A 26779-nucleotide genomic window follows, 5' to 3' on the forward strand; every position below is an offset into this window, starting at 1 on the left:
CTGGGCTGGCCGCCGAACACAGTGAAGAAAAGACCGTGATGATCGACGCGACGTATCTGAAGGCACACCGCACCGCGTCCAGCCTGGGCGTTAAAAAGGGGGGCGTGGCCGCCTGATCGGCCGAACCAAGGGCGGTATGAATACAAAGCTGCACGCCGTCTGCGACAGCCTGGGGCGACCAATCAATCTCTTCGTCACCGCCGGGCAGGTGAGCGATTACATCGGCGCACGGGCATTGGTGAGCAGCCTGCCGAATGCCGAGTGGCTGCTCGGGGACCGGGGCTATGACGCAGACTGGTTCAGAGAAGCATTGAAAGACAAGGGGATACGAGCCTGTATCCCCGGCCGAAAGCAGCGCAAGACAGCCATCAAGTATGACAAGCGTCGATACAAGCGCCGCAACCGCATCGAGATCATGTTCGGAAGACTGAAAGACTGGCGGCGTGTGGCCACTCGCTACGACCGATGCCCAAAAGTCTTCCTCTCAGCCATCGCATTGGCCGCAACCGTCATGTTCTGGCTTTGAGACAAGAACGAGTCCTGACCCTATGGTACTTGCCCGCTTGACCCACATCAAACCCAAGCCATTCATACATCTATATGCTCGCAGGCGACTCAACCGTGGAGATTCCCCATGTTCCGACTCGCCCTGCTTTTGCACATCGTCATCGGCGCCACCCTTGCGGGCACGGCCATCGTCGTCGCCCTCGTGCTGGGCTATGACACGCTGACCCCGATCCTGATCGCCGCCGGCCTCGGCTTCCTTGCCGCGATCCCGGCCAGTGTCGTCGTAGCCCGCGCCCTGTCCTGACGGACCCGCGCCGCGTCGCCGCCCGTTCGCGCCTCAAACGCTCCCCCGGAGCGCTTGAGGGACGGCGCCTTGGGGCTCCGCCCGTTCGCGCCTCAAACGCTCCCCCGGAGCGTTTGCGGGACGGCGCCTTGGGGCTCCGCCCGTTCGCGCCTCAAACGCTCCCCCGGAGCGTTTGCGGGACGGCGCCTTGGGGCTCCGCCCGTTCGCGCCTCAAACGCTCCCCCGGAGCGTTTGCGGGACGGCGCTCACTCTTGGAAAAATACTCCCGCCGGAGGCATCCGGCCTCTGCCAGATGCGCCCCGGCGGGATCGCTTACGCCTCCGCCGCTTCCGGGTGGTGGTACAGGAAATGCCGCAGGGTCGCCATCAGCGCCCGTGCGTGATCCTTGTCGCCCGCCTTCAGCGCGGCCTGCACATCCTCGGTGATCTTCTGCTTCACCCCCTGCGGCCCGCCGTGGTGGTGCATGGCGTATTCGCCTTCCAGCGCGGCGGTCAGGATGTCGGTGTGGTCGTGCTCCGCCAGCGCGTCGATCTCGTCGCGGGTCAGGCAGGTCATGTCTTCGATGTCGTCGAGGGAAATCATGGCAGCCTCCTCTTCCTCTGCCCTCCAGTGTACCAGCCCGGCCCGCAGCCCGCGTTGATGCCGGTCAAACCGTCACCGGTCCAATTGTCCCGGCCCGGTACAGCGCCCTTGCCTTTCCCGGCCCAGCGCGGCACGGCCCCGGTATCCCCGGCCCCGAAAGGACCCGTCCATGCCCTGCCCGCTCTGCTCCGCCGACACCGATCTGACCCCGCATGTGCCCGGCCCCGAAGGCACGCCGTTCCAAGCGGTCGCCCTCTGCGCCCCTTGCCTGGCCCAGATCACCGGCACCGACGCACCGGACCCCGCCCATTGGCGCGCCCTGCCCACCACCATGTGGTCCGAGGATCCGGCGGTGCAGGTGCTGGCCTGGCGGATGCTGGACCGGCTCAAGGCTGAACCCTGGGCGCAGGACGCGCTGGACCAACTCTGGCTCGATGCCGACACCCGCGCCTGGGCCGAGGCCGGTCGCCACATCGACACGCCGCAGCATCGCGACAGCAACGGCGTGCCGCTGGCCACGGGCGATACCGTGGTGCTGATCAAGGATCTGCCGGTCAAGGGCGCGGGCTTCACCGCCAAGCGCGGCACCGCCGTGCCCCGGATCTCGCTGGTTCAGGACAATCCCGACCACATCGAGGGCCGGGTCGACGGTCAGCGCATCGTGATCCTGACCCAATTCGTGAAAAAGCGTTAATCGGCGTCCTGCAGGAATTGCTCCAACCGGTCGCGCACCGCCTCGGGCATCGGCGCCGAGGCGCGCGTGGCCGGATCGAAGAACACCTCGACCAGATCATAGGTGGCGTGCAGCACCCCGGTTTCCGCATGCAGCATCCGCAGGTGAAACCCGCAACTGCGGGTGCCCAGCCGCGACACCGCCCCGTCGATCAGGATCAGGTCGCCCGCCACCAGCTCCTTGACGAAGCCGGTGGTGGCCTGGGCGGTGACGCAATGCACCCCGTGCTCGGCCATCATCTCGGCATAGGACAGCCCCATGCAGGTCCAGATGTGATAAGTGGCATCGTCGAAGAACGGCGCGTAGTGGCGCACGTTCATATGTCCGAAATGATCGTGATGCCACGGATGCACCACGCCGCGAAAAAGCTCCAGCCGTGCCATCGGCCCCCCTGTTCTTGCCTGTCGCGCGGCCCGGATCCGGGCCGCTTCGGCCTACCCTAGCGGCGGTGGTGGCCCCGCGCCAACCCCGCACCCGGCCATACACCCGCCATACCTTTTCCAGACGCTTTCCAGACGCGGGATTCGTCCCCTCCCACGGGCGCGCCGCCTTGCCCCGCCCCGGAAACAGCGGTACACCGCGCCGAATTCGTCATTTCGGAGTCTCCCCCATGTCCGCGCCCAAGAAAGTTGTTCTGGCCTATTCCGGCGGCCTCGACACCTCGATCATCCTCAAATGGCTGCAAACCGAATACGGCTGCGAGGTGGTCACCTTCACCGCCGATCTCGGCCAGGGCGAGGAACTGGACCCGGCCCGCAAGAAGGCCGAACTGCTTGGGATCAAACCCGAAAACATCTACATCGAAGACCTGCGCGAGGAATTCGTCCGCGACTTCGTCTTCCCGATGTTCCGCGCCAACGCGGTTTACGAAGGGCTGTATCTGCTGGGCACCTCGATCGCCCGGCCGCTGATCTCCAAGCGCCTGATCGAGATCGCCGAAGCCACCGGCGCCGATGCGGTCGCCCATGGCGCCACCGGCAAGGGCAACGACCAGGTCCGGTTCGAGCTGTCAGCCTATGCCCTGAACCCCGACATCAAGGTCATCGCCCCCTGGCGGGAATGGGATCTGTCGTCGCGCACCAAGCTGCTGGAATTCGCCGAAGCACATCAGATCCCGGTGGCCAAGGACAAGCGCGGCGAGGCACCGTTTTCGGTCGATGCCAACCTGCTGCATACCTCCTCTGAAGGCAAGGTTCTGGAAGATCCGGCCGTCGAGGCGCCCGAGTATGTCTATCAGCGCACCACCAGCCCCGAGGATGCGCCCGACACCCCCGAATACGTTGAAATCACGTTTGAAAAAGGCGACGCCGTGGCCATCGACGGCGCCGCGATGTCGCCCGCCACGGTGCTGACCAAACTGAACGAGCTGGGCGGCAAGCACGGCTGCGGACGGCTTGATCTGGTGGAAGGCCGCTTCGTCGGCATGAAATCGCGCGGCATCTACGAGACCCCGGGCGGCACCCTGCTGCTGGAAGCCCATCGTGGGATCGAGCAGATCACGCTGGACCGCGGTGCAGCGCATCTGAAAGACGAGCTGATGCCGCGCTATGCCGAACTGATCTACAACGGCTTCTGGTTCGCGCCCGAACGCGAGATGCTGCAAGCCGCCATCGACAAGAGCCAGGAACATGTGTCCGGCACTGTGCGGCTGAAGCTCTACAAGGGCGCGGCCACCTGCGTGGGTCGCTGGTCCGAGCAGTCGCTCTATTCCGAAGCGCATGTGACCTTCGAAGACGACGCCGGTGCCTACGACCAGAAGGACGCGGCGGGCTTCATCAAGCTCAACGCCCTGCGTTTGCGCCTGCTGGCCACACGCAACCGCAAAGGCTGAGTCCCCGGGGCCACGCGCCCCCCATTCCCGCCGCGACGCCTCTGGTCAGCGCCGGATGCCTCCGGCGGGAGTATTTTCGACAAGAGTGAGCGCCGTCCAGCAAACGGTGCGGCGGATCAGAAAAGGCGCCAGTGGCGCGTTTTCCCGCCAAACGGGGTGCGTTTCAGGCGCGAACGGGCGGAGCCGCAACCGTCATGAAAAGGCTCTGCCGGTTTCTGCCCGGAATTTCCTGCCTGCGCCTTGCGTGGCGTCGCGGAACCAGCGAGAACAGACAGGCAACACAGGATCACCCGATGCCCAAAGCTCCGCCCCGTGCCTGGCAACGCATGCTCTCTGGCCGCCGTCTGGATCTGCTCGACCCGACCCCGATCGACATCGAGGTCGAGGACATCGCCCACGGGCTGGCCTTCGTGGCGCGCTGGAACGGCCAGACCGTGGGCGACTACCCCTATTCGGTGGCCGAGCATTCGCTGCTGGTGGAGGAAATCTTTGGCCGCATCGCGCCCAAGGCGCCGGTCAAATGGCGGCTTGCAGCCCTGCTGCACGACGCTTCGGAATACGTGATCGGGGACATGATCTCGCCAGTGAAATCCGCGGTCGGCCCCGGCTATGGCGAGATGGAGGCACGGTTGACCGCCGCCATTCACACCCGGTTTGGATTGCCGGCGGACTTGCCGGTCTCGGTAAAGAAGCAGATCAAGCGTGCCGACCGGGTCTCGGCCTGGCTGGAAGCCACGCGGATCGCCGGGTTTTCCGAAGCCGAGGCGGCGAAGTTCTTTCGGCCGCCCCCGCCTGATCTGATCGACGGGCTGGAAGTTTGCCTGCGCCCGCCGATCGAGACCCGCGCGGCCTATACCGCCCGTCACTCGGCGCTTCTGTCGCGTCTCTGAGCGTTCTTCACCGGGCTCCGCCCCAGTGGACGGCTGTGCCAGAGAAACTCGAAATCGAGTCTGCGGGCTTCGTCTCGGTGCGCCCTGCGGCGCAGTTCGTCAGGGTCCAGTGTGCCGGGATTACGCGTTGCCGTGCGCAGGCTGTGTGCGAGTATGCCTAACATCGATCATCTCCGTTCCTTGTGGATGCACCTAATATGCCTGCCTCGGGTGAATTCCTGAAATCTCAATTGTTTTTAGGATGTAAGTTGAGCTAACAACTAATATGAACTGGAAAGACATTCCTTCCCTGTCGGCCCTGCGCGCCTTCGAGGCCACGGCCCGGCACGGCAGCTTTTCGGCGGCCGCGCGCGAGTTGAACGTGACCCATGCCGCCATTGCCCAGCATGTGCGCGCACTGGAGGCCGATTTTCGAACCCAGCTTGTGGTGCGCCAGGGCCAGGGCATGGCGCTGACTTCGCCGGGGGAGCACCTGGCCAGGGATCTCTTTGAAGCTTTCGGCACCGTGGCAAGTGCTGTCACACGGCTGCGGCAGGCCGAGGACGACCGCCCGGTGCATGTGACCCTGACGCCGTCATTCGCAGAAAGCTGGCTGATGCCGCGTCTGGGCGGCTTCTGGTCCGCCTATCCCGAGATCGACCTGATTCTGCATCCCAGCACCCAGGTCAGCGACCTGCGGCGCGACGAGATCGACCTAGCGATCCGCTTTGGGCACGGAAACTGGCCCGGACTGGTCATCTCGCGCCTGCTGGAATCGCCTTTCGTGGTGGTCGCCAGCCCGGCCTATGCGCAGGGCGCGCAGACACTGGCGGATCTGGGCGACCCGCGGCAGCACAGCTGGTTCTTCCCTTCGGTGGCGCGGGAACTTCAGGTCTGGGGACTGGCGCTGGGGCTGGATTTCGAGAAGATCCCCTACCGCGACCTGCAAAGCACAACCCTGGTTCATGCTGCCGTGCGCGAGGGCTATGGCCTGTCGATCCAGGCCCAAAGCCTGGTGGAGCGAGAGATCGAGAACGGCAGCCTGGTGGCGCTGGAACAGGGCGATGCCGCGGGACTGGGGTACTATCTGGTGACGCGCAACGGCCCGGTGCCGCCGAAGGTGCAGCAGGTGATGGCCTGGCTCAGGCGCCAGGCCAAGGGGGTCTAGCGCGGGCTGCGCTTGGCAAGAATCCGCTGCAGGGTGCGGCGGTGCATGTTCAGGCGCCGTGCGGTTTCCGACACGTTGCGGTCACACAGCTCATAGACCCGCTGGATATGTTCCCAGCGCACGCGGTCGGCAGACATGGGGTTTTCCGGCGGCGGCGGCAGTTCATCCTGCGGCGCCAGCAGCGCATTCATGATGTCATTGGCATCGGCCGGTTTCGACAGATAGTCGGTGGCGCCGATCTTGACCGCGGCCACCGCCGTGGCGATGGCGCCATAGCCGGTCAGAACCACGACCCGGCAATCGGGCCGTTTTTCGCGCAGAACCTCAACCACATCAAGACCATTGCCGTCTTCCAGGCGAAGATCGACGACCGCATAGGCCGGCGGGCGGGCGGTGGCGATGGCCTTGCCGGCGGCGACCGAACTGGCGCCTTCGGCGGCAAAGCCCCGCTTTTCCATGGCTCGCATCAGGCGCCGCAGAAACGGCTCGTCGTCGTCCACCAACAACAGCGAATTATCTTCACCGATTTCACGCAGCTGCGTTTCCGACATGAGCCTCTCCCGATCTGTAGGTCAATTGGGTCTAGCGCCTTGGTTTCGAAACGTCAATTTACTCACATGCCGCCTGTTGCATCTACGAAGCAGGCCACGCGGTCCGCCATCTGTTCGGGCGAGACATCGCGACGGAAGAAATCGACGAAACCGTGCTCTGGCATCACCAGATAGGTCATGGTGGTGTGATCGACCAGGTAGTAGGGATCATCCTTGTCGCCGCGCGCCTGATAGTAGGTCTTGTAGGCCTGGCTGGCCGCCTTGACCTGCTCCGGGGTGCCGGTCAGACCGATCATCCGCTCATGCAGGTTGAAGGCGAATTCGCCGACAACTTCGGGGGTATCGCGGTCCGGATCGACCGAGATGAAGACCGGCGTCACCTCGATGCCGCGCTCGTCCAGGATGTCCACGGCCTCGACATTGCGGGAATTGTCCAGCGGGCAGACGTCCGGACAGAAAGTATAGCCGAAGTACAAAAGCGATGGTTCGGTGATGACATCGGCATCGGTCACGGTCTGACCGTCCTTGTCCAGCAACGCGAAGGGACCGCCGATATCGCCCCCGGCAACCTGCCCTTCGCGGCATTGCGCGAACAGGTCCTGATCCGCACGCGGCAGCAGGACAAAGGCCACGCCCACCCCCAGAAGAACGACCACGAGAACAGAGGCGAGGATGGCGAAGAGCCGGGTCATGACTTTGGTCCTTTCACATTCGGAATCCGGTTTGCATTGCCGATGCGGCCTCGTAACCTCTGGCAACGCGCAAGGCCAGCTTCGGAACAGATATGACATCAGAAAGCACGCTCAACCCCTTCAAGTCCGAGGCGCGCAGCCATTGGATCCGATTGCGCACCCTGATCGTGCTGCGCTGGATCGCGATTTGCGGACAGTTGGCGACCATCACCTTCGCCCAGATCCTTGTGGATATAGATATCCCGCTGGGCCTTTGCTACCTGGCGGTCAGCGCCTCGGTCCTGTCCAATTTCGTCGCCATGTTCGCCTATCCGCAGAACAAGCGTCTGACCGAGGGCGAAGTGGTGTCGATGCTGCTGTTCGACATCTCGCAATTGTGTTTCCTGCTGTATCTGACCGGCGGGCTGAACAACCCGTTTGCCCTGCTGGTGCTGGCCCCGGTGACGATCTCGGCCTCGGTGCTACGGCTGCAATCGACGGTCATTCTGGGCGGATCGGCGCTGGTTCTGATCACGCTGGTGGCACTGTTCCATGTGCCTCTGCAAACCCGGCAGGGCGAGGTGATGGAGATGCCTGGGTATTTCCTGTTCGGCTTCTGGATCGCCATCGTCACCGGGCTGAGCTTCATCGCCGGCTATGCCCGCCGCATCAGCATCGAGATCCATTCCATGTCCGAGGCGCTGCTGGCCACCCAGATGGCGCTGTCACGGGAGCAGAAGCTGACCGACCTGGGCGGAGTGGTCGCGGCAGCGGCGCATGAACTGGGCACGCCGCTGGCCACCATCAAGCTGGTCAGCTCGGAACTTCTGTCGGAACTGGAAGATCCGGATCTGAAGGCCGACGCCGAACTGATCCGCGACCAGGCCAACCGCTGCCGGGATATCCTGCGATCGATGGGGCGCGCCGGAAAGGATGACAAGCATCTGCAATACGCACCCATCGACACCGTCATCCGCGAGGCCGCAGACCCGCATACGGCGCGCGGCAAGGCGATCCATTTCACCGCCTCGCCGGATGTGGATGGCGACAGCCAGCAGCCGACGATCACGCGCCAGCCCGAGATCATTCACGGGTTGCGCAACCTGACACAAAACGCGGTGGATTTTGCCCATCGCAACGTCTGGATCGATGCCCGATGGAATGCCCGCACCATCCGCGTCAAGATCAGCGACGATGGCGACGGCTATCCCGCGCAGGTCATCGGGCGGCTGGGCGACCCGTTCCTGCGCCGTCGCAGGTCCGAGGCCGAACAGGCCAAGCGCCCGGAATACGAAGGCATGGGGCTGGGGCTGTTCATCGCCAAGACCTTGCTGGAACGCACCGGGGCGCATCTGGATTTCTACAACGGCTCGGACCCGTTCCTGATGTCCAACGAGCGCCCCGAACGGTCGGGCGCAATTGTCGAAGTCAGCTGGCCGCGCGAACAGGTTTCGACGGCCGAGGACGAGAAACTGGGTGCTTTGGGCCACAATCAACGAATAGAAACGTGATTTCTTGATGATTTCCTCACCCGTAAAGACGGTTTAACTTTCCGTTAATTGGCTGTGGTCAGTCTTTTTCTGAAAGAGAGGCTTATTTACGCGCCTCGCGGGATCGGAATGCTTAATCTGACGACTCTTCTGGCCAGCACGGTAAGCTGCGTGGTCACGGGCATCGCTGTCTATGTGCTGGCGCGCAAGCCCGGCGGCGCGCAGGTGCCGCCGCGGCCGCTCCTGTCGGACACGCGGGCCGATGACGTGGTGTTCCTGTTTCGCGGGCGCCTGCTGGTGGATGCCACCGACGCGGCGCGCACGCAACTGCGCTCGACCCCCGTCGAAACCGACGACCTGGGACGCTTCGTTCTGACGTTTTCGCATCGCTTCGAAGGCATCGAAACCGCCCTGCGCGACGCGACCGAGACCGAAGGCTTCCAGTTGGCCGAGGTGCCCGACGATCCCGACAGCCTGCGCCTGGTCGGCGAGGTTGTGGACGATTGCCTGCGTATCCGCCTGGAGGATCCGCTGCGCGACAGCCGCTCGGAAACCCTGGCGCATTACAGCATGGCGGCCATGCGCGCCGAATTGTTCACCCTGCGCACCATCGCCGAACGCTCGCCGATCCCGACATGGAAAAAGCGCGACGACGGGCTGATCATCTGGGCCAACAGCAGCTACATGACACTGGCACAGGCCGTTGCCGGGGACGATGAACTTTCGGCGTGGCCACCGCCCGATGTCTTCGAATCGGTACCGATCCCGGAACCTGAAGCCGCCGACCTGTCGCCCGTCCGAATTTCACTGGCCACCGATGCCGACTCGGAAGCCTGGTTCGACGTGATCGTATTGCCGGGCGAGATCGAAACCCTGTTCTTCGCCCTGCCCATCGACAAGCTGGTGCACGCCGAAAACGCCCTGACCGAATTCGTCCAGACCCTGACCAAGACCTTCGCGCATCTGCCCATCGGGCTGGCGATCTTCGACAAGAAGCGCAAGCTGGCGCTGTTCAACCCGGCGCTGGTGGATCTGACCGGGCTGCCGCCGGACCAATTGTCCAGCCAGCCCTCCCTGCATGGATTTCTGGATGCCCTGCGCGACCGTCAACGCATTCCCGAACCCAAGGACTATAAAAGCTGGCGCATGAAGATCGCGCAGCTTGAGGCCGACGCCGCCGACGGCACCTTCGAGGAAACCTGGCATCTGCCCAGCGGCCAGACCTATCGCGTGTCAGGCCGCCCCCACCCCGACGGCGCGGTTGCGTACCTGTTCGAGGATGTGTCCTCGGAAGTGTCGATGACGCGCAGCTACCGGTCCGAAATCGCGCTGAGCCATGCGGTGCTGGATCATCTGGACGCGGCGGTGGCGGTGTTCTCGTCCGCCGGGGTGCTGAAACTGACCAATCAGGCCTATGACGACCTGTGGAACAACGGCATGGCGCCGGCCTCGTCGGAAACCGGCATTGGCGAGGCCCTTCGGGACTGGGCCACCCGATCCCTCTCCGGCGCGGGGCTTGAGGCGATCCGCGCGCTGGTGCTGCAATCGGGTGATCGCAGCCCGATCTCCCGCCCCTTGCTGCTGCGCGATGGCACGCCGCTGGTGTGCCGCGCCCAGCCGATCACCGGCGGCGCCACGCTGGTGATCTTTGACCGGGCGCATGACATGACCAACCTTCAACCCGATCCTGTGGCCCAGGAACCCGGCCCGCCGGGACAGGCGGCCGTCTGAGCGCGGATCGCGTCACCGCCTCGCACTTGCACGCACAACCCGCTAGGCTTGTCGCATCGGTGCTGGTGGAGTTGATGTGATGTTCGCGCGACTGAAGACAATCTGGGCGATTCTCAAGGGAATGCAGAAGCGTATCGTCGCCGCCAACCTGACACTCGTGGCGGCGGGCGGCGCGTTCTTCTCGATGCTCTCGCTGTTTCCCGGTCTCGCGGCCGTGGTCACCTTGCTGGGCCTGGTTGCCAATCCCGCCATCGTCGAACAGCAGCTTTCCATCGTGGCCGATTTCGTTCCCAAGGAAGCCTTCGATCTGATCAAGGACCAGGTGTTGCGGATGTCGTCGTCCGGATCATCAACGCTGGGATGGGCGACACTGGTGTCCATCCTGACCGCCCTGTGGTCGGCGCGCCTGGGGACAGATGCCATCATCAAGGCGTTGAACGCGGTCCATGGCACGCCGATGCGCAGCGGGTTGCGCACCTACGCGGTGGCGTTGACCATCACGTTGGTCCTGATCCTGGTGGTCATCGTGGCGATTCTGGCCATGGTGGTTTTGCCTGTGATCCTGGCATTTCTGCCGCTGGGCCCCTTCACCGGCCTGGCGCTGGACACTGCGCGATGGGTTCTGGCAGTGGCGGTGGTCTTTTCGGGCATCTGGGTGCTTTATCGCTTTGCCCCCACCGGCCAGGCCGCAGGTGTCAAATGGCTCAACGGTGGTGCGGTCCTGTCGGTGCTGGTCTGGGCCGGAGGAACCCTCGCCTTTTCGTACTTCCTGCGCAATTTCGGCAAATACAACGAAGTCTACGGATCTATCGGTGCCGTCATCGCGCTGCTCATGTTTCTTTACATCACGATTTTGACCGTCCTTCTGGGCGCGGCACTGAATGCCGAACTGGCAGCACTGCAAAAGAAGAAAGCGCAGGAATCACTTGTCTCTGCGCCGCAGAAAGACCCGTCTTCACCCTCGGCGCTCGGCCCCCCGGCTCAGCCGGACCCGCAAGAAAGTCCGCAATCCTGAAATGTTCGTAGCCAGACGTGACAGCGCCGCCACTTGCGCGGATCGTGACGCCCCGTACAAGGATGGCCGGAACAAGTTAACGAGCATCCCATGACCCAGTCTTCCCATGCCTTCGTGATCCTGGCTGCCGGCAAAGGCTCCAGAATGCTGTCGGACCGGCCCAAGGTGCTGCACCAGGTGGGATCGCTGCCGCTGCTGGGCCACGCGCTGCGCAGCACCGAACCGCTGAACCCGGCCCGCCTGATCGTTGTCGCCGGACATGGGGCCGAGGCGGTGGAGGCGGCAACTGCCCGTCTGGCCCCCGCCGCCCGGACCGTGCGCCAGACCGAGCAGTTGGGCACCGCCCATGCGGTCGATCAGGCGCGCGACCTGCTGGCGGATTTCGACGGCGATGTGACGGTGCTCTACGGCGATACGCCCTTCATCCGCACCGAGACGCTGGAACGGATGAATGCTGCGCGACAGGACGGTGCGGACGTGGTCATCCTGGGCTTCGACACCCCCGATCCCGGCCGCTATGGCCGCCTGATGATCACCGACGGCGACCGGTTGCACCGCATCGTCGAATTCAAGGACGCCTCCCCCGAAGAGCGCGCGGTAACCCTGTGCAATTCCGGCGTTGTCATGGCCCCCGCCGCCCTGCTGTTCGATCTGATCGCGCAGGTGGGCAACGCCAATGCCTCGGAGGAATACTATCTGACCGACATCGTCGGGCTGGCCAACGACCGGGGCCTGACCTGTCGGGCCGTGACCTGCGATCCGGCCGAGACACTGGGCATCAACACCCGCGCCGAACTGGCCGGGGCCGAGGCGGTGTTTCAGGCGGCCCGTCGGGCCGAGCTGATGGCCGCAGGGGTCACCCTGACGGCACCGGAAACCGTTTTCCTGTCAGCAGATACCAGAATCGATCCGGATTGCGTGATCGAACCCAATGTGGTTTTCGGCCCCGGCGTGACGCTGGCCCCGAATGTGACCATCCGGTCGTTTTCGCACCTGGAGGGCGCGACAGTGGCCTCGGGCGCCGTTGTCGGCCCCTATGCGCGGCTGCGCCCCGGCGCGCGCCTGTCCGAAGACACCCGCGTCGGCAATTTCGTCGAGGTCAAGAATGCCGACCTGGCACGCGGCGTGAAGGTCAACCACCTGTCCTATATCGGCGATGCCGAGATCGGACCGGCCAGCAACATCGGCGCGGGCACCATCACCTGCAACTACGACGGCTTCCTGAAGCACAAGACCAGCATCGGGTCCGAGGTATTCATCGGCTCCAACACCATGCTGGTGGCGCCAGTCTCTATCGGGGACGGTGCCAATACCGGGTCCGGGTCGGTCATCACCCGCGACGTGCCCGAGGGCGCGCTGGCCATCGCCCGCGCCCGGCAGGACAACAAGCCCGGCCTTGCCACCCGCCTGCGCGACATGCTGCGCCAGAAAAAAGCAGCCCTGGCGGCTGAAAAACAGGAGTAAATCTCATGTGCGGTATTATCGGAGTTCTTGGACAGCATGAAGTCGCGCCGCTCCTTGTCGAAGCCCTGAAACGGCTGGAATATCGCGGCTATGACAGCGCCGGGATCGCCACGGTGCGCACCGGCGGCACGCTGGACCGGCGCCGCGCCACCGGCAAGCTGGTCGAATTGTCCGACCTTCTGGTGCATGATCCGCTGCCCGGAAAATCGGGCATCGGCCACACCCGCTGGGCCACCCACGGCGCGCCCACGGTCGGCAATGCCCATCCGCATCTGGCAGGCCCGGTGGCCGTGGTACACAACGGCATCATCGAGAACTTCCGCGAGTTGCGCGCCGATCTGGCCCGCGACGGCTATGCCTTCTCCACCGACACCGATACCGAAACCATCGCCCTTGTCGTGCAGCGCCTGCTGGACCAACAGGTGCCGCCCGTCGAGGCGGCCAAGCAGGCCATCGGCAAGCTGGATGGCGCCTTTGCCCTGTGCCTGCTGTTCGAAGGCGAGGAAGATCTGCTGATCGCCGCACGGCGCGGGTCGCCCCTGGCGCTGGGGCACGGCGACGGCGAAATGTTCGTCGGCTCGGACGCCATCGCGCTGTCGCCGCTGACCAACCGGATTACCTATCTGGAAGAGGGCGACCTGGCGGTGATGACCCGGCAAGGCGCCGAGATTTTCGACCAGGACGGCGCGCCCGCCCATCGCGAAACCCGCATCTTGCAACTGGACAGCACCTGGATCGAGAAAGGCGGCCACAAGTATTACATGGCCAAGGAAATGTCCGAGCAGCCCTCGGTCATTGGCGACACGCTGCGGTTCTACATGGGCGATGCCGACGCCGGAATCACCCTGCCCGGCGATCTGGATTTCACAGGCCTGGACCGGGTGACCATCGTGGCCTGCGGCACCGCCTATTACGCCGGGCTGACCGCGAAATACTGGTTTGAGACACTGGCGCGCCTGCCGGTCGAGGTCGATATCGCATCCGAGTTTCGCTATCGCGAACCGCCGCTGCCCGAGAAATCGCTGTCGATCTTCGTCTCTCAGTCTGGCGAAACCGCCGACACGCTGGCCGCCCTGCGCTATGTGGCCAGCACCGGCGGCAAGATCGCCTCGGTGGTCAATGTTCCCGAAAGCTCCATCGCGCGGGAAAGCGACGTGGTGCTGCCGACCCAGGCCGGGATCGAGATCGGCGTCGCCTCGACCAAGGCGTTCACGTGCCAGTTGACCGTTCTGGCCGTGCTGGCGCTGAAAGCCGCGCAGCAACGCGGCACGCTGACCGACAAAGACCTGCGCCTGCACGCCGCCAACCTGCGCGCCCTGCCCGGTGCCATGAACCAGGCGCTGGCGCTGGCGCCCGAGATCGCGGCCCTGGCCAACGAACTGGCCGAAGCTCGCGATGTGCTGTTCCTGGGGCGGGGGGTGATGTATCCCACCGCGCTGGAAGGCGCGCTGAAACTGAAGGAAATCAGCTATATCCACGCCGAAGGCTATGCCAGTGGCGAGTTGAAACACGGCCCTATCGCCCTGATCGACCCCAATGTTCCGGTGGTGGTTCTGGCACCGCGCGATGCCTTGTTCGAGAAAACCGTGTCGAACATGCAAGAGGTGATGGCGCGTCAGGGCAAGGTCATCCTGGTGTCCGACAGCGCCGGGTTGGACAGTGCCCGCGAAGGCGTGTGGAAATGGATCCGCATGCCCGAGGTCGACCCGGTATTCTCGCCCATCCTGTATGCACTGCCGGTGCAGCAGCTGGCCTATCACACCGCCGTGGCCAAGGGCACCGACGTGGACCAGCCCCGCAACCTGGCCAAATCCGTCACCGTCGAATAGGCGCGTTTGCCAAGCTATTCCGGGGGCTTGCCACGCGGGCGGGGTGTCGCCGCGCGACTCTGCGCCCACTGTGCGGCCGCCGGTGTGGCATGGCATGTTGCGCGCCAAGGGCCATTGGGCAGCACGAGACCGGATGTGACATGAAACGACATTTCCCCGCGGTGGGCGCAACTGCAACCGCGCTGCTGGCCTTGTTGGCCGGCGTGCCGACCCACGCAGAAGACACCCAGCAATCGACGCCGCCCGAAGCAGCCCCGGCCGCGTCCGACACGTCGACGGCATCAAAGGACTATGGATTTGGCGCAGGCTCGATGCTGGTGGTGCCGATCCCGGTCAATAGCCCGACCTTCGGCACCGGCCTGATCCTTGGCGCGGGTTATGTGTTTCAGGAAGACGAAAAGTCGGACAATTCATTCATCGGCGTCGGGGTCTTTGCCACGAACAACGGCAGCCGCGCGGGCGCCATCGGCACCAGCCTGTCGCTGGATGAAAAACGGCACAACGGCATGCTGTACCTGGGTGCTGCCGATGTGACCTATGCCTGCATTCCCCAAGTGGCGTGTCGTTTGAGGTGAAGATCGCCTGTATCCGAGCGCTAGACAAGGATTTTCTGCCGCAAGCGGCACCTGCGGTCGCGCAGACTGCTGGATCTGGACGGATCAGACCGCGAAGCCGCTGTTTCCTTGCCCAGGGGCGGCGTTTTTCAGCGCAGCGGACAGATCTGTCCAGCCGCTTTCGTTCAGTTTGAGCGTGGATCGCGATCATGCGCATAGCGGTGGCGCTCGCAATCGGCGGATAGCGGCGAGGATGGCGCGTACCATCGTGCCGGTGACAGCGACCTCGGCCAGCTGGAAGGTGATGGTGCGGGCGTGACGGACCACACGTGCCCCGATCTTGATCAGCTTCAGTTGCAGGCTGGTCAACGACCAGTCGGCCATGGCCTCGGGCAGCTCGATGCAGTGCAAGAAGGTGGCCAGGTTGTACGCCAGGGCGTGCAGTTGCAGCCGCACCTCATTGTCGCGGAACTTCCGGCACGACAGCCGCGTCCAGCGAAAGGCGTATTTGCCCTCTTTGATGTGCTGCTCGGCGGTGCCGCGCTGGTTGTAGAACCGCACCACCCAGTCCGGCTCCATCGGCAGGTTGGTGACGATGAAGCCGACACGCGGGAACAGTTCGCCCGGATGCCATTCGATCTTGGCGATCACCCGGCGTTCCTTGTCCCAGGACGCCGCCTGATACTCGAATTCCTCGAAGAACCGCTTGACCTTGGTCAGTGACGGCCGCCCGACAGGGCGCGTTAGCCGATGCGCGATCTTGTCCTTGAGGACCGCGTTTGCGGGCAGCCGGATGGCGTAGAAGAACCGCGCTTCTTCCAATCGCTCATAGATCGCCGGGATCGCGTAGGCAGCATCGGCCCGGAAGAACCTGCCACCAAGGTCGCGCTCCGCGTAGCGCGCAATGACGGGGTCGAGAACATCACGCCAGCCATCGGCGCTGTGGACGTTGCCATGGCGCAGGGCGCAGCGTTCCAGCATCCCGAACTGGTTGAACAGAAAGTTGGGGTGATAGCAGCTACAGTCGAAATGGCCATTCCAGGCGGACCCTTCCTGGTCGCCATGGGTCGGGCTGACCGAGCTGTCCATGTCCAGAACGATGTACTTCAGCCCGTTACGGTCATGGAACCGGTCGATCCATTGCCCGTTCAGGTCGGCCAGCGCGGCACGGTTCCCGGCCAGAGCCAGCGTCTCGGTCTCGAACCGTCCCATCTGCGATGCCGAGGCCGCTTGTGCATCGACCGCTCTGCCGCCGACAACTTGGCGCATGACCGGATCGCAGGCGAGACGGTTGGCGTCGTTGACATCCTCGTATCCGGCCAGCCGCCCAAAGACTGATTGCCGGAACAGGCCGTCGAGCCGATGGACCGTGTTCTTGCCAGAGCGAGTATCGCGCAGCGCCGCTGACGCCAAATCGGACAACCCGAGCGCGTCATCAAGCTCGCGCATCACCAGAAGGCCGCCGTCGGAACTGAGCTGCGTGCCGCGAAATTCCAGCCGCACGCGAGGGTCGAAATCCACCCGATCTGCCCGTTGCAAGCCCGCACCCTCTGGGTGATCCATGAAACGCGCCCCTCGCAGCCTTCAACACCATGTTTTATATAGGAAATATAATGGTCAGGACAGCGAAATCAGCGCCTTACTTGGGAAATGTGGGCTATGACCTTTATGTCGACGGCGATCCGCTTGAGATCAATCAGGAAGGCGTCGCCCTGAATGCCGAGTACCGATTTGGCTTCACGCCGCACCTGTCCGCCGGTCTGAGCTTCCGTTACCTGGAAAGCCGCGTGAATGCGATCGGCAATGCCACCCTGCCCCCCGGCATCCAGGATCTGACCGACATCACACTGGCCTCGCTGGGCCTAGTGGCGCAATGGGACACCCGCAACGACAGCCTGTACCCGTCCGAAGGCGGTCTGGCCGAGTTCAATTTCCTGACCAACCGGATCTCTGGTGGTGCCAGTTTCAGTTACCTGAAATCCACGCTGGCGCTGGATCACTACTGGTTGCTTGGCCCGCAAACCGTTCTGGCTGCCAACGCCACGGGATGCCTTGTCGAAGACGACGCGCCGTTCTTCGACTCCTGCCTTCTGGGCAGCCAGATCCGCGGGTTTTCGCTGTTCCAATACTACGGCAACCAGATGGTCACGGCGCAGGCCGAGTTGCGCCAGAATTTCAGCAAGCGCTTTGGCGGGGTGGCCTTCGCAGGCGTGGGCGAAACCCTGAGTTCGCTTGAGTTCGGCAGACGGACCCTGACCCGCGACAGTGACCTGCGCTATGCTGGTGGGCTGGGGCTGCGCTATCGCGTGTCAAAGGATTTCCCGATCGATCTCTCGCTGGATGTCGCGATCAACGATCTGGATGAGAAGAACATCTACTTCTACGTCGGCCAGGCGTTCTGAGCCTTCGGCCGCGTCCGAACGGGCCCTTCCGCGCAGAGCGGAGGCCCGACATCGCGGGCCTCCGGTCCTGAATCCGCGGGTCGTTAGCCCTTCGATCCGGCGCAATAGGCTTGCAGCGCGGCTTCGCAGCCCTCCGACCAGATCAGGCGCAGCCAACGGTCAAAGGCCTGTGCGAAGGGAAGCTGCGCGGCAAGGTCGCCGTACAGGTGATGCTGGGTCAACCAGGTCTGCGGATGCTCCCTGGCCGCCTTTGCGGCCCGGACCAGATCGTCCCAGAACGGATCGTTGGGCTCGATCGCAGTGCCATCTTCCCGCGCGCCGTAGCACATGCGCGCCCAGAGTGCTTCGACCAGGGCCAGACCCTGGATCGAATTGCCGGTGGCCAGTCCCTTGCGCACCAGGGGCAGAACGAACCCGGTGTGCCGCGACGAGCCGTCGAAGGCCACCCGCCGTGTCGTGTCGACGATGGCCGGGTTGCCGAAGCGGCGTTCGATCAGGTCTACATAGGCTTGGGGCGTCATGCCCGGCACCGGGGCCACATGGGGCGCGATTTCCTCACGCTGTACCTTCCGGAAATAGGCCGCAATAGAGGGATGCGACATGCAGCCCGAGATCGTCGGCACCGACAGGATCTCGCCGGGGTTGGCGATGATCTGGTGTCCCGCGTTCAGGATGCGCAGCTTCATGGTTTCATAGTCATGAACCTGGTTGGAGAACGTCGCCCCGGCCTGATCCCAATCGGGACGGCCCGCGCAGAAGTCATCCTCGATCACCCACTGGCGAAAGTTCTCATGGGTCACGGGGACTGCATCGTCGATCCCGAAGCGGTGCGCCTGGGCGATCTCTTTCTCGCCGGTGGCGGGAACGATGCAATCGACCATCGAGTTCGGGAAGGTGCACTTGGTGTCGATCCAATCGGCAAGCGCCGGATCGGACATGCGGGCCAGCGACACGACGGTCTGGCGCATGACGCGACCGTTGGCCAGAAGGTTGTCGCAGCTCAACCCGGTGAAGGGGCCGATGCCGTTGTCACGCCTTTGGCGCAGGGCTTCGATCACGGCACCAAACGCGGTACGCGGTGTCCGGGGATTTGCCGCGTCATGCTGCATGTCCGGGTGCGCGCCGTCAAAGGCACTGGTGGCCGGATCGACATAGTAGCCGCCTTCGGTCACGGTCAGGGCCACGATCCGGATTGCCGGGTCGACCATGCGGGCGATCAGCGGCGCATTGCCTTCGCTGATCGGCAGATAGTCGATCATCGAGCCGATGACCTCGGCCGATGATCCGGAAGGGTCCAGTTCGATCAACGTGGTCAAGCAATCCTGCGCGAGAAACTTTTCGCGCATCACGGCATCGTAGGGACGAACGCCCGCACCGACGATGGCCCAGTCCTGCGCGGCCCCCGCCTGCATCAGGCGATGCAGGTACCAGGCCTGATGCGCCCGGTGGAAGTTGCCGACGCCGATGTGCACGATGCCCGCGGTCAGCTTTGATCGGTCGTAGTGCGGGCGCAAGATCGCGGCCGGCAACCGGGACAGCGTTTCATTCGAGAGTGAGATCAGCTCATCCATTGTCCACCATCCACGTTGTAGCATTGCGATACGATGTAGTCGGACTCATCGCTGGCCAGGAAAATCGCCATTCCGGTCAGGTCTTCAGCAGTACCCATGCGACCGCAGGGAACCGCGTCTCCGACTTCTTTCTTCTTCTGGCCGGGGGCCTTGTTCTCGTGCTTGGCAAAAAACGCGTCGACCCCGTCCCAGTGCTCGCCATCGACCACACCGGGGGCGATGGCATTCACGTTGATGCCGTGCTGGATCAGGTTCAGCCCCGCCGATTGGGTCAGACTGATGATCGCCGCCTTGCTGGCGCAATAGACGGCAACCAGAGGCTCGCCCCGGCGTCCAGCCTGGCTGGCCATGTTGATGATCTTGCCGCCTTTTCCGCGCTCGATCATGTGGCGTGCCACCGCTTGCATGGTGAACAACGCACCAGAGACATTGATGTCGAACGCGCGCGCGTAGTCGTCGCGGGCAATCTCGACAATCGGCGCCGCCGTGAAGATCGCCGCGTTGTTGATCAACACGTCGATGCTGCCCAGCGTGTCAATGGTTGTGGCGATCGCGGCATTGATGCTGTCCTGCCGGGTCACATCCATTTCGACCGCAATGGCTGCCGAGCCGATCTCTGCCGCCGCTGTGCGCGCACGCGCAATGTCGATATCGGCGATGGCGACCCTGGCGCCTTCGCGGACATAAGCCTTGGCGAAAGCCAGGCCTATGCCGCGGGCGGCACCAGTGATCAGCGCGTTTTTCCCCCCAAGCCGTTTCACGGCAACCGCAACCCGTTCTCGTCGAACTTGTGCAGCTGCTCCATGTCAGGCGTCAGGAAGATGGTGTCGCCGTGCCGGACCGGAATGTCACCGGAGATCCGGACCGTGAACAGGTCTCCCAACCCGGTCTCGTGGACGTGGATATAGGTGTCCGAGCCGAGGTGTTCGGCCACACCGACGGTGCCCTTCCAGGTGCCTTCGGTCTTGCTGACCTGAACATGCTCTGGACGGATGCCGATGGTGTGCACGCCGTGCTTCTGCGCTTCGGAACCCTCGATGAGGTTCATCTTGGGCGAGCCGATGAAACCGGCAACGAAGGTGTTGCGCGGCTTGTGGTACAGCTCAAGCGGGCTGCCGACCTGCTCGATGAAGCCGGCACGCAGCACCACGATCTTGTCGGCCATGGTCATGGCTTCGACCTGGTCGTGGGTCACGTAGATCATCGTGGCCTTCAGGCGCTCGTGCATCTCGCTGATTTCCAGCCGCATGCCGACCCGAAGGGCCGCATCGAGGTTGGACAGCGGTTCGTCGAACAGGAAGGCCGAAGGTTCGCGCACAATGGCCCGGCCGATGGCAACCCGCTGACGCTGGCCACCCGACAACTGGCCCGGACGCCGATCCAGATAGTCGGTCAGGTTCAGCGCCTTGGCAGCCGCCTCGATCCGGCGGTTCTGTTCGTCCTCGGGCATCTTCGCCATCCGCATCGGGAAGGCGATGTTCTTGCGCACGCTCATGTGCGGATACAGCGCGTAGGACTGGAAGACCATTGCCAGGCCGCGCTTGGCGGGTGGCAGGTTGGTAGCGTCCGCGCCGTCGATCGCGATATGGCCCGAGGTGATGTCCTCCAGCCCCGCGATCAGCCGCAGCAGGGTGGACTTGCCGCAGCCCGAAGGCCCGACGAAGACCGTGAACTCGCCATCTTCGATGGTCAGGTCAAGGGGCGGGATGACCTGTACGTCGCCGAAGCTCTTGGTCACCTGGTTCAGTTGAATTTGTCCCATTGGTCAGTTCCTTACTTGACGGCGCCGAAGGTCAGGCCGCTGACGAGTTGCTTCTGGCTGAACCAGCCGAGAATGAGGATAGGCGCGATGGCCATGGTCGAGGCTGCGCTGAGTTTTGCGAAGAACAGGCCTTCCGGGCTGGAATAGCTTGCGATGAAGGCTGTCAGCGGCGCTGCTTTTGCCGCGGTCAGGTTCAGCGTCCAGAAGGCTTCGTTCCAGGCCAGGATGAAGTTCAGCAGCATGGTCGAGGCGATGCCCGGAATGGCCATCGGTGTCAGGATGAACAGGATCTCGTCCTTCAGACCGGCCCCATCCATGCGTCCGGCTTCCAGGATCTCGCCGGGGATCTCCTTGAAGTAGGTGTAGAGCATCCAGACGATGATCGGCAGGTTCATCAGCATCAGCACGATGATCAGACCGGCGCGGGTGTCCAGCAGCCCCATCTTGATGAAGATCAGGTAGATCGGGTACAGCACGCCGACCGCTGGAAGCATCTTGGTGGAGAGCATCCACAGCAGGATGTCCTTGGTCTTGCGCGACGGCACGAAGGCCATCGACCAGGCCGCCGGGACGGCGATGATCAGACCGAGGATGGTCGAGCCACCCGCGATGATGATCGAGTTCCACAGGAAGCGCGCGTAGTTGGAGCGTTCCAGCACAACCCCATAGTTTTCAAGGGTCCAGTCGAAGGCGAGGAATACGGGCGGATCCGCGATGGCCGTGGCTTCGGTCTTGAAGCTGGTCAGGATCGTCCAGAGGATCGGAAAGAAGATCAGCAGGCCCACAGCCCAGGCGGCAGTGGTATTGATGATCTTGCGTTGTTGGGTAACGGCACGTGCCATGATGTTATCTCCTCACGCGTCCAGGTTCTTGCCGACGATGCGCATCAGGAAGATGGCAACGATGTTGGCCAGAATGATTGCATAGACACCCCCTGCGGATCCGAGCCCGACGTTCTGGCTTTCCAGCACGCGCTGGAAGATCAGGTAGGTCAGCGTCCGGGAGCCGAAGGCGCCGCCGGTGGTCACGAAGATCTCGGCGAAGATCGACAGCAGGAAGATCGTTTCGATCAGGATCACGATGGTGATGGCCCGACCCAGGTGCGGCAGCACGATATAGTAGAAGCGCTTGAGAACCGGGGCCCCGTCCATTTCGGAAGCTTCGAGCTGTTCTCCGTCCAACGACTGGATCGCCGTCAGAAGGATCAGGGTCGCAAAGGGCAGCCACTGCCAACTGACAATGGTGATGATCGAGAACAGGGAAGCGTCACTGAGCCAGACAACAGGCTCGGCACCAAAGAACTTCCACAGATGCGCGAACAGGCCGTTGACCGGGTCCATGAACATGTTCTTCCAGACCAGCGCGGAAACGGTGGGCATCACGAAGAAAGGCGCGATGACAAGGATGCGCACGACACCCTGCCCCCACATGGGCTGGTTCAGCAGAAGTCCCAGCAGCACACCGAAAACCACGGTGATCAGCAGGGTGCCGCCCACGATGATGAGGGTGGCCTGGACACTGGGCCAGAAGGCGGACGAGGTCACGAACCGGACGTAGTTGTCGAAGCCGGCCCAACCAAGGTCACCTCCGCGCAGCGGCAAGTATTTTTTGAAGGAAAAATAGAGCGTCATGATGAGGGGCACGAGCATCCATCCTAGAAGAAGGACGACGGCTGGTGCCAACATCATGCGCGCTGCGGATCGGGAGTGCTGGGTCGCCATGACGCAAAACCTCTCTACTCACGCAAGGTGCATGTTGAACGCGGGTGAAAACTGTAAAGGGTACAAGATGGGGGAGAGGGGCGGGCTGGCCGCCCCTCGATCTTGGAAGTCGGGGGCTTAGTAGCCTGCGGCTTCCAGTTCTTCGGATGCGATCGCCTGGGCTTTCTCAAGCGCTTCTTCGGCGGTCTGCTGACCGGCAAGTGCGGCCGAGAATTCCTGGCCGATCTGACCGGCCAGACCTGCCCATTCCGGGATGGCGGCGAACTGCACACCAACGTACGGAACCGGGTCAACGGTCGGGTTGTTCGGATCAGCCGTCAGGATCGATTACAGGGTCATCTTGGCAAAGGGGACTTCCTGGTACTCGGGGGTCTCGTACAGCGAGGCACGGGTTCCCGGAGGCACGTTGGCCCAACCTTCGTTCTCGGCGACCAGTGCAAGGTAGTCTTTCGAGGTCGACCATTCGATGAAGGCCATCGCGGCGTCTTCGTTCTGGGTGCCGGCCGGAATGGCAAGCGCCCAGGCCCAGAGCCAGTTGGAGTTCTTGCCCATGCCGGCATTCGGTGCCAGCGCGAAGCCCACCTTGTCCGCCACGCTCGAGTCGTTCGGGTTGGTCACGAAGGACGCCGCAACGGTCGCGTCGATCCACATGCCGCATTTGCCCTGCTGGAACAGCGACAGGTTTTCGTTGAAGCCGTTCGACGATGCGCCCGGAGGGCCCGCTTCGGTCATCAGGTCGATGTAGAAGTTGAGCGTGTTGGACCATGCTTCGCTGTCGTACTGGGGACGCCAGTCTTCATCGACGAAGCGGGCACCGAAGGCGTTCGACATCGCGGTGAGGAACGCCATGTTCTCACCCCAGCCGGCCTTGCCGCGCAGGCAGACGCCGTAGATCTCGTTTTCCTTGTCGGTCATGGCAAGCGCGGCTTCCCGGATGAAGTCCCAGCTGGGCGCATCCGGCATTTCCAGGCCTGCTTTTTCCATCAGGTCGGTGCGGTACATGATCATCGAGCTTTCGCCGTAGAACGGCGCGGCATACAGCGTGCCGTCGTGGCTCAGGCCGTTGGCCATGGCCGGCAGGATGTCGTCGGCGTCATATTCGGGCGGCAGACCGTCCAGCGAAACCAGCCAGCCGTTGGCAGCCCAGATCGGCGTTTCGTACATGCCGATGGTCATGATGTCGAACTGGCCACCTTTGGTGGCGATGTCCTGGGTGACACGCGTCCGCAGCGTGTTTTCGTCCAGGGTCACCCACTCGACGTCATGGCCGGTTTTCGCGGTGAAATCGTCTGTCAGACCCTGCATGCGGATCATGTCGCCGTTGTTGACCGTGGCGATGGTGATTGTGTCAGCGAAAGCGCCGCTTGCCATGATGGCGGCGACGGCAGTGGCCGTGCCAAGTTTAGCCTTGGAATACATCGTGTCCTCCCTTGATCGGATGCAAGGTCAACCTAAGTCGAATCGGGACGCGCGGTCAACAAAAACTTTACGCGCGGGAACTTTTTGTGGATCAGGCCGAGTCCCGCATGACGAGCTTGCCTTCCACCAGAATGGACCTGCGCTCCCCCGCTTCTTCTCCGCCCTCGATACGCTCAAGCAGGGCCGCCACGCTTTTCTTGGAGATTGCCGTGTAGTCCTGGGAAACCGTGGTGAGTGGCGGACAGGTATAGCGCGCAAACGGGTGGTCATCGTGACCGGCAATACGCAGGGCGTGACCAGACCCGCGCCCGACGCGCAGCCCGCGCTGGTACGCCGCCGCCAACAGGCCGATGGCAAGGCGATCGTTGCTGCACAGGATGGTATTCGTCGCGAATCGCCCCTCGGCGATGGCCCGCCCGCCCTCGCGGCAGCCGATCTCCTCAAAGTCCCAACCCAGGCCCGGCGCCTTGACGACATTCACCGCGTGGCCATGGCTTTCCATGGCCTTCACATAGGCCGCGCGGCGTTTGTTGGAGTTCGGGTTGGACGGCGTCTCCATCTCGAACAGGCAGGGAGGCTCCCCTGTCCGGCACAGGTATTCCACAATCATACCAATACTTTGATCGTTGTTCGACCCGACAAAATCTTCGCCGATATCATCGATGTAGCTGTCAAACAGGACCGTTGGCACCTCGTCGCAGAACCTTTCAACAACGGATCGGTCCGACGATCGACCCAGCGGTGCCAGCAGAACACCCGCCGGCTTCAGGCCGCGCAGGCTGTCGAGAATCGCTGCCTCGTAGGCCGGGTCGCCGTGAGAGCTGAACAGGATGGGCGACAGACCCTCGGCAATGCAGGATTGCTCGACGTTCCGCGCAATCTCGCCAAAGAACGGGTCCGCCAGATAGGGCACCACAATACCCACGATCTTGGTCAGGCGCCGGTTCTGATTCATTGCAAACACGTTGGGACGGTAGTCATATTTGTCCAGCGCCGCCTCGATCCGCGCCCGCGTCGTCGCCCGAACGCTTTCAGGATCGTTGAAGTACTTTGACACTGTAGGCCGGGAAATCCCGCTGACGGTGGCAAATTCTTCCATGTTCTTGATCTTGCGGCCACGCACGGGATCACCCTTTGACTTTTCTTCGCAAAACAGGCGCCCATCGAAGGACGGGAGATGACAACACGCGGGCTGCCTTAACTTGTCTCGCGTAAACTTATACATGACACTAGGTCTGCTTACACACTTTGGTCAAGCTTTTCGAGTGTATGTGCAAGCAAGGCTTTTAGTGCATTGAAATAACGATAAACAATTCGGCCGAGTCACGTAAAGGTTGCAACGTAAACAGCCTCTCACCTGCAGAATGCACCGCCTTCAGTCTTGGGCCGCCCCAGAATTTGTTCCGGAGTTGACAAGCATGGCAAGAAAAGCTGAAAAAACTAGCCTGACACAGATTGGCACAGCAGATGTTCCCTATCGAAATGCGAGGAGAACAGGTCTGATCCGCGCCGGGCTTGCCGGAGGCTGGTTTGTCTTAGTTGCGCCGCCATGTCTGGTGTTTCAGAGCCGCGTAGAAGTTCACTTCGGCTTCGGCTGGCGGGATATTCCCGATAGGTTGCAGCAGTAGGCGATTGTTGAACCAATCGACTTGGGACCTGTCGCGGAATTGTTCCGCTCCTTTGACCGCGTATCGTGTCGCAAAGGAGAACAGACATGGCATCACGACCGAGCCCGGAGTTCCGCGCAGAAGCAGTTCGAGTCGCATTGACGAGCGGGCTTTCCCGCAAGCAGGTTGCCGCTGACTTCGGTGTTGGCTTTTCAACGCTGAGCCGGTGGATCCAGCAGGAACGCAAGAACCCCGAGAAGCCGACAGCGCAATCCGACCTTGAGCACGAGGTCGCAGAACTGCGCAGAGAGAACCGGCAGCTCCGGGAGGAGAGGGACGTTCTAAAAAAGGCCACGGTGTTCTTCGCGGAGAGAGTGAGGACATGAATGCCATCGGTCCGTATGAATGCCCGAACAATGAGGTTTGCCTTCGTTGAAGAACACCGCAACGAAATCCCGGTGGCCCGGTTGTGTAAGATCATGGATGTCAGCCCTCGGGGATATCGAGCCTGGCGTCGCCGTCTACTCTGCAACAGCCAGCGCAATGACATGGTGGTCCTGGCCCACATCCGCGAGCAGTTCGCCCTGTCCCCGCTGAGCCGGTGGATCCAGCAGGAACGCAAGAACCCCGAGAAGCCGACAGCGCAATCCGACCTTGAGCACGAGGTCGCAGAACTGCGCAGAGAGAACCGGCAGCTCCGGGAGGAGAGGGACGTTCTAAAAAAGGCCACGGTGTTCTTCGCGGAGAGAGTGAGGACATGAATGCCATCGGTCCGTATGAATGCCCGAACAATGAGGTTTGCCTTCGTTGAAGAACACCGCAACGAAATCCCGGTGGCCCGGTTGTGTAAGATCATGGATGTCAGCCCTCGGGGATATCGAGCCTGGCGTCGCCGTCTACTCTGCAACAGCCAGCGCAATGACATGGTGGTCCTGGCCCACATCCGCGAGCAGTTCGCCCTGTCCCTGGGCAGCTATGGCCGCCCGCGCATGACCGAG

General features: G+C 63.0%; 26 protein-coding genes and 3 pseudogenes. 17 read left to right on the forward strand and 12 right to left on the reverse strand.

The window, feature by feature from the left end; all coding sequences use genetic code 11:
- Together ACP15K_RS18680 and ACP15K_RS18685 are read left to right on the forward strand one after the other, a co-directional pair.
- Positions 1-526, forward strand: a pseudogene (locus ACP15K_RS18680) (IS5 family transposase); the annotation flags it as partial.
- A gap of 108 nt (positions 527-634) precedes the next feature.
- Positions 635-811 (forward strand): CTP synthetase, encoded by a 177-nt coding sequence (locus ACP15K_RS18685; RefSeq protein WP_193141871.1) that lies wholly within the window; start codon positions 635-637, stop codon positions 809-811.
- Between the two features lie 312 nt (positions 812-1123).
- Here ACP15K_RS18685 and ACP15K_RS18690 read toward each other — a convergent pair whose 3' ends face one another.
- Positions 1124-1393: a hypothetical protein gene (locus ACP15K_RS18690; protein ID WP_193141872.1), complete on the reverse strand. Its 270-nt coding sequence runs from the start codon at positions 1391-1393 to the stop codon at positions 1124-1126.
- A gap of 169 nt (positions 1394-1562) precedes the next feature.
- On the opposite strand from ACP15K_RS18690, the gene ACP15K_RS18695 reads away from it, so the two are divergent.
- Positions 1563-2087 carry a PhnA domain-containing protein gene (locus tag ACP15K_RS18695; protein ID WP_424991257.1) on the forward strand — a complete coding sequence of 175 codons (525 nt, stop codon included), beginning with the start codon at positions 1563-1565 and terminating at the stop codon, positions 2085-2087.
- On the opposite strand, the gene ACP15K_RS18700 is transcribed toward ACP15K_RS18695, so the two are convergent.
- Positions 2084-2509, reverse strand: a complete 426-nt coding sequence (locus ACP15K_RS18700; RefSeq protein WP_193141874.1) for an acyl-CoA thioesterase — start codon at positions 2507-2509, stop codon at positions 2084-2086. The genes ACP15K_RS18695 and ACP15K_RS18700 overlap by 4 nt on opposite strands.
- A gap of 227 nt (positions 2510-2736) precedes the next feature.
- On the opposite strand from ACP15K_RS18700, the gene ACP15K_RS18705 reads away from it, so the two are divergent.
- The 3 genes from ACP15K_RS18705 to ACP15K_RS18715 all read left to right on the forward strand — a co-directional run bounded on the left by ACP15K_RS18705 (position 2737) and on the right by ACP15K_RS18715 (position 5994).
- Positions 2737-3957, forward strand: a complete 1221-nt coding sequence (locus ACP15K_RS18705) for an argininosuccinate synthase (RefSeq protein WP_424991258.1) — start codon at positions 2737-2739, stop codon at positions 3955-3957.
- A gap of 293 nt (positions 3958-4250) precedes the next feature.
- Positions 4251-4847 carry an HD domain-containing protein gene (locus ACP15K_RS18710; RefSeq protein WP_193141876.1) on the forward strand — a complete coding sequence of 199 codons (597 nt, stop codon included), beginning with the start codon at positions 4251-4253 and terminating at the stop codon, positions 4845-4847.
- A 265-nt stretch (positions 4848-5112) separates the two neighbouring features.
- On the forward strand, positions 5113-5994 hold the full coding sequence (locus ACP15K_RS18715) for a LysR family transcriptional regulator (protein ID WP_424991259.1): 882 nt from the start codon (positions 5113-5115) through the stop codon (positions 5992-5994).
- Here the strand turns inward: ACP15K_RS18715 and ACP15K_RS18720 are convergent.
- On the reverse strand, positions 5991-6545 hold the full coding sequence (locus tag ACP15K_RS18720) for an ActR/PrrA/RegA family redox response regulator transcription factor (RefSeq protein ID WP_193141878.1): 555 nt from the start codon (positions 6543-6545) through the stop codon (positions 5991-5993). The genes ACP15K_RS18715 and ACP15K_RS18720 overlap by 4 nt on opposite strands.
- Before the next feature lie 62 nt (positions 6546-6607).
- Positions 6608-7237, reverse strand: coding sequence for an SCO family protein (locus ACP15K_RS18725; protein WP_193141879.1), 630 nt, complete (start codon positions 7235-7237; stop codon positions 6608-6610).
- 92 nt (positions 7238-7329) lie between these two features.
- On the opposite strand from ACP15K_RS18725, the gene regB reads away from it, so the two are divergent.
- The 6 genes from regB to ACP15K_RS18755 all read left to right on the forward strand — a co-directional run bounded on the left by regB (position 7330) and on the right by ACP15K_RS18755 (position 15320).
- Positions 7330-8727 (forward strand): sensor histidine kinase RegB, encoded by a 1398-nt coding sequence (gene regB / locus ACP15K_RS18730; RefSeq protein ID WP_193141880.1) that lies wholly within the window; start codon positions 7330-7332, stop codon positions 8725-8727.
- Between the two features lie 108 nt (positions 8728-8835).
- Positions 8836-10437 carry a PAS-domain containing protein gene (locus tag ACP15K_RS18735; protein ID WP_424991260.1) on the forward strand — a complete coding sequence of 534 codons (1602 nt, stop codon included), beginning with the start codon at positions 8836-8838 and terminating at the stop codon, positions 10435-10437.
- 79 nt (positions 10438-10516) lie between these two features.
- Positions 10517-11452: a YihY/virulence factor BrkB family protein gene (locus ACP15K_RS18740; RefSeq protein WP_193141882.1), complete on the forward strand. Its 936-nt coding sequence runs from the start codon at positions 10517-10519 to the stop codon at positions 11450-11452.
- Positions 11453-11542: 90 nt separating this feature from the next.
- A complete protein-coding gene (gene glmU / locus ACP15K_RS18745; RefSeq protein ID WP_424991261.1) occupies positions 11543-12916 on the forward strand; it encodes a bifunctional UDP-N-acetylglucosamine diphosphorylase/glucosamine-1-phosphate N-acetyltransferase GlmU in 1374 nt (457 codons plus the stop codon).
- Positions 12917-12921: 5 nt separating this feature from the next.
- The gene (gene glmS, locus ACP15K_RS18750) at positions 12922-14745 is read left to right on the forward strand and encodes a glutamine--fructose-6-phosphate transaminase (isomerizing) (RefSeq protein WP_424991262.1); all 1824 of its coding nucleotides are present in this window, start codon (positions 12922-12924) and stop codon (positions 14743-14745) included.
- Between the two features lie 140 nt (positions 14746-14885).
- Positions 14886-15320 carry a hypothetical protein gene (locus ACP15K_RS18755; RefSeq protein WP_424991263.1) on the forward strand — a complete coding sequence of 145 codons (435 nt, stop codon included), beginning with the start codon at positions 14886-14888 and terminating at the stop codon, positions 15318-15320.
- Between the two features lie 186 nt (positions 15321-15506).
- On the opposite strand, the gene ACP15K_RS18760 is transcribed toward ACP15K_RS18755, so the two are convergent.
- Positions 15507-16862, reverse strand: coding sequence for an IS1380-like element IS1247 family transposase (locus ACP15K_RS18760; RefSeq protein WP_078527637.1), 1356 nt, complete (start codon positions 16860-16862; stop codon positions 15507-15509).
- 89 nt (positions 16863-16951) lie between these two features.
- Between ACP15K_RS18760 and ACP15K_RS18765 the strand changes: the two genes are divergently transcribed.
- Complete coding sequence (locus ACP15K_RS18765) at positions 16952-17701, forward strand: BamA/TamA family outer membrane protein (protein WP_424991264.1); 750 nt, start codon at positions 16952-16954, stop codon at positions 17699-17701.
- Positions 17702-17784: 83 nt separating this feature from the next.
- Here ACP15K_RS18765 and ACP15K_RS18770 read toward each other — a convergent pair whose 3' ends face one another.
- From ACP15K_RS18770 to ACP15K_RS18800, 7 genes and pseudogenes are all read right to left on the reverse strand, one after another.
- Positions 17785-19272: a mannitol dehydrogenase family protein gene (locus ACP15K_RS18770; RefSeq protein ID WP_424991265.1), complete on the reverse strand. Its 1488-nt coding sequence runs from the start codon at positions 19270-19272 to the stop codon at positions 17785-17787.
- Positions 19260-20033 carry an L-iditol 2-dehydrogenase gene (locus ACP15K_RS18775; protein ID WP_424991266.1) on the reverse strand — a complete coding sequence of 258 codons (774 nt, stop codon included), beginning with the start codon at positions 20031-20033 and terminating at the stop codon, positions 19260-19262. Before ACP15K_RS18775 ends, ACP15K_RS18770 begins: the two co-directional genes overlap by 13 nt.
- Complete coding sequence (locus ACP15K_RS18780) at positions 20030-21034, reverse strand: ABC transporter ATP-binding protein (protein ID WP_424991267.1); 1005 nt, start codon at positions 21032-21034, stop codon at positions 20030-20032. Before ACP15K_RS18780 ends, ACP15K_RS18775 begins: the two co-directional genes overlap by 4 nt.
- Positions 21035-21045: 11 nt before the next feature.
- The gene (locus ACP15K_RS18785) at positions 21046-21876 is read right to left on the reverse strand and encodes a carbohydrate ABC transporter permease (protein WP_193141889.1); all 831 of its coding nucleotides are present in this window, start codon (positions 21874-21876) and stop codon (positions 21046-21048) included.
- 12 nt (positions 21877-21888) lie between these two features.
- Positions 21889-22755, reverse strand: a complete 867-nt coding sequence (locus tag ACP15K_RS18790) for a carbohydrate ABC transporter permease (protein ID WP_193141890.1) — start codon at positions 22753-22755, stop codon at positions 21889-21891.
- A gap of 117 nt (positions 22756-22872) precedes the next feature.
- A pseudogene (locus tag ACP15K_RS18795) lies at positions 22873-24174 on the reverse strand (ABC transporter substrate-binding protein).
- Positions 24175-24265: 91 nt separating this feature from the next.
- Positions 24266-25297 (reverse strand): LacI family DNA-binding transcriptional regulator, encoded by a 1032-nt coding sequence (locus ACP15K_RS18800; RefSeq protein WP_193141892.1) that lies wholly within the window; start codon positions 25295-25297, stop codon positions 24266-24268.
- Between the two features lie 295 nt (positions 25298-25592).
- Between ACP15K_RS18800 and ACP15K_RS18805 the strand changes: the two genes are divergently transcribed.
- From ACP15K_RS18805 to ACP15K_RS18820, 4 genes and pseudogenes are all read left to right on the forward strand, one after another.
- On the forward strand, positions 25593-25802 hold the full coding sequence (locus ACP15K_RS18805) for a hypothetical protein (protein ID WP_193141940.1): 210 nt from the start codon (positions 25593-25595) through the stop codon (positions 25800-25802).
- 86 nt (positions 25803-25888) lie between these two features.
- Complete coding sequence (locus ACP15K_RS18810; protein WP_424991268.1) at positions 25889-26167, forward strand: transposase; 279 nt, start codon at positions 25889-25891, stop codon at positions 26165-26167.
- 30 nt (positions 26168-26197) lie between these two features.
- Positions 26198-26542 carry a hypothetical protein gene (locus ACP15K_RS18815; RefSeq protein ID WP_424991269.1) on the forward strand — a complete coding sequence of 115 codons (345 nt, stop codon included), beginning with the start codon at positions 26198-26200 and terminating at the stop codon, positions 26540-26542.
- A 30-nt stretch (positions 26543-26572) separates the two neighbouring features.
- Positions 26573-26779, forward strand: a pseudogene (locus ACP15K_RS18820) (IS3 family transposase); the annotation flags it as partial.

The organism is Fluviibacterium sp. S390 (assembly GCF_049800695.1).
In the GTDB taxonomy this organism is placed as follows: Bacteria; Pseudomonadota; Alphaproteobacteria; order Rhodobacterales; family Rhodobacteraceae; genus Meridianimarinicoccus.

Excerpts from the sequence above, each read along its gene's own strand:
- ACP15K_RS18700 (WP_193141874.1), bottom strand. The coding sequence starts at position 2,509 with ATGGCACGGCTGGAGCTTTTTCGCGGCGTGGTGCATCCGTGGCATCAC.
- ACP15K_RS18725 (WP_193141879.1), bottom strand. The coding sequence starts at position 7,237 with ATGACCCGGCTCTTCGCCATCCTCGCCTCTGTTCTCGTGGTCGTTCTT.
- glmS (WP_424991262.1), top strand. The coding sequence starts at position 12,922 with ATGTGCGGTATTATCGGAGTTCTTGGACAGCATGAAGTCGCGCCGCTC.
- ACP15K_RS18755 (WP_424991263.1), top strand. The coding sequence starts at position 14,886 with ATGAAACGACATTTCCCCGCGGTGGGCGCAACTGCAACCGCGCTGCTG.
- ACP15K_RS18715 (WP_424991259.1), top strand. The coding sequence starts at position 5,113 with ATGAACTGGAAAGACATTCCTTCCCTGTCGGCCCTGCGCGCCTTCGAG.
- ACP15K_RS18760 (WP_078527637.1), bottom strand. The coding sequence starts at position 16,862 with ATGGATCACCCAGAGGGTGCGGGCTTGCAACGGGCAGATCGGGTGGAT.
- ACP15K_RS18780 (WP_424991267.1), bottom strand. The coding sequence starts at position 21,034 with ATGGGACAAATTCAACTGAACCAGGTGACCAAGAGCTTCGGCGACGTA.
- regB (WP_193141880.1), top strand. The coding sequence starts at position 7,330 with ATGACATCAGAAAGCACGCTCAACCCCTTCAAGTCCGAGGCGCGCAGC.
- ACP15K_RS18805 (WP_193141940.1), top strand. The coding sequence starts at position 25,593 with ATGGCAAGAAAAGCTGAAAAAACTAGCCTGACACAGATTGGCACAGCA.
- ACP15K_RS18690 (WP_193141872.1), bottom strand. The coding sequence starts at position 1,393 with ATGATTTCCCTCGACGACATCGAAGACATGACCTGCCTGACCCGCGAC.
- ACP15K_RS18720 (WP_193141878.1), bottom strand. The coding sequence starts at position 6,545 with ATGTCGGAAACGCAGCTGCGTGAAATCGGTGAAGATAATTCGCTGTTG.
- glmU (WP_424991261.1), top strand. The coding sequence starts at position 11,543 with ATGACCCAGTCTTCCCATGCCTTCGTGATCCTGGCTGCCGGCAAAGGC.
- ACP15K_RS18740 (WP_193141882.1), top strand. The coding sequence starts at position 10,517 with ATGTTCGCGCGACTGAAGACAATCTGGGCGATTCTCAAGGGAATGCAG.
- ACP15K_RS18815 (WP_424991269.1), top strand. The coding sequence starts at position 26,198 with ATGAGGTTTGCCTTCGTTGAAGAACACCGCAACGAAATCCCGGTGGCC.
- ACP15K_RS18705 (WP_424991258.1), top strand. The coding sequence starts at position 2,737 with ATGTCCGCGCCCAAGAAAGTTGTTCTGGCCTATTCCGGCGGCCTCGAC.
- ACP15K_RS18770 (WP_424991265.1), bottom strand. The coding sequence starts at position 19,272 with ATGGATGAGCTGATCTCACTCTCGAATGAAACGCTGTCCCGGTTGCCG.
- ACP15K_RS18695 (WP_424991257.1), top strand. The coding sequence starts at position 1,563 with ATGCCCTGCCCGCTCTGCTCCGCCGACACCGATCTGACCCCGCATGTG.
- ACP15K_RS18685 (WP_193141871.1), top strand. The coding sequence starts at position 635 with ATGTTCCGACTCGCCCTGCTTTTGCACATCGTCATCGGCGCCACCCTT.
- ACP15K_RS18785 (WP_193141889.1), bottom strand. The coding sequence starts at position 21,876 with ATGGCACGTGCCGTTACCCAACAACGCAAGATCATCAATACCACTGCC.
- ACP15K_RS18790 (WP_193141890.1), bottom strand. The coding sequence starts at position 22,755 with ATGGCGACCCAGCACTCCCGATCCGCAGCGCGCATGATGTTGGCACCA.
- ACP15K_RS18710 (WP_193141876.1), top strand. The coding sequence starts at position 4,251 with ATGCCCAAAGCTCCGCCCCGTGCCTGGCAACGCATGCTCTCTGGCCGC.
- ACP15K_RS18810 (WP_424991268.1), top strand. The coding sequence starts at position 25,889 with ATGGCATCACGACCGAGCCCGGAGTTCCGCGCAGAAGCAGTTCGAGTC.
- ACP15K_RS18735 (WP_424991260.1), top strand. The coding sequence starts at position 8,836 with ATGCTTAATCTGACGACTCTTCTGGCCAGCACGGTAAGCTGCGTGGTC.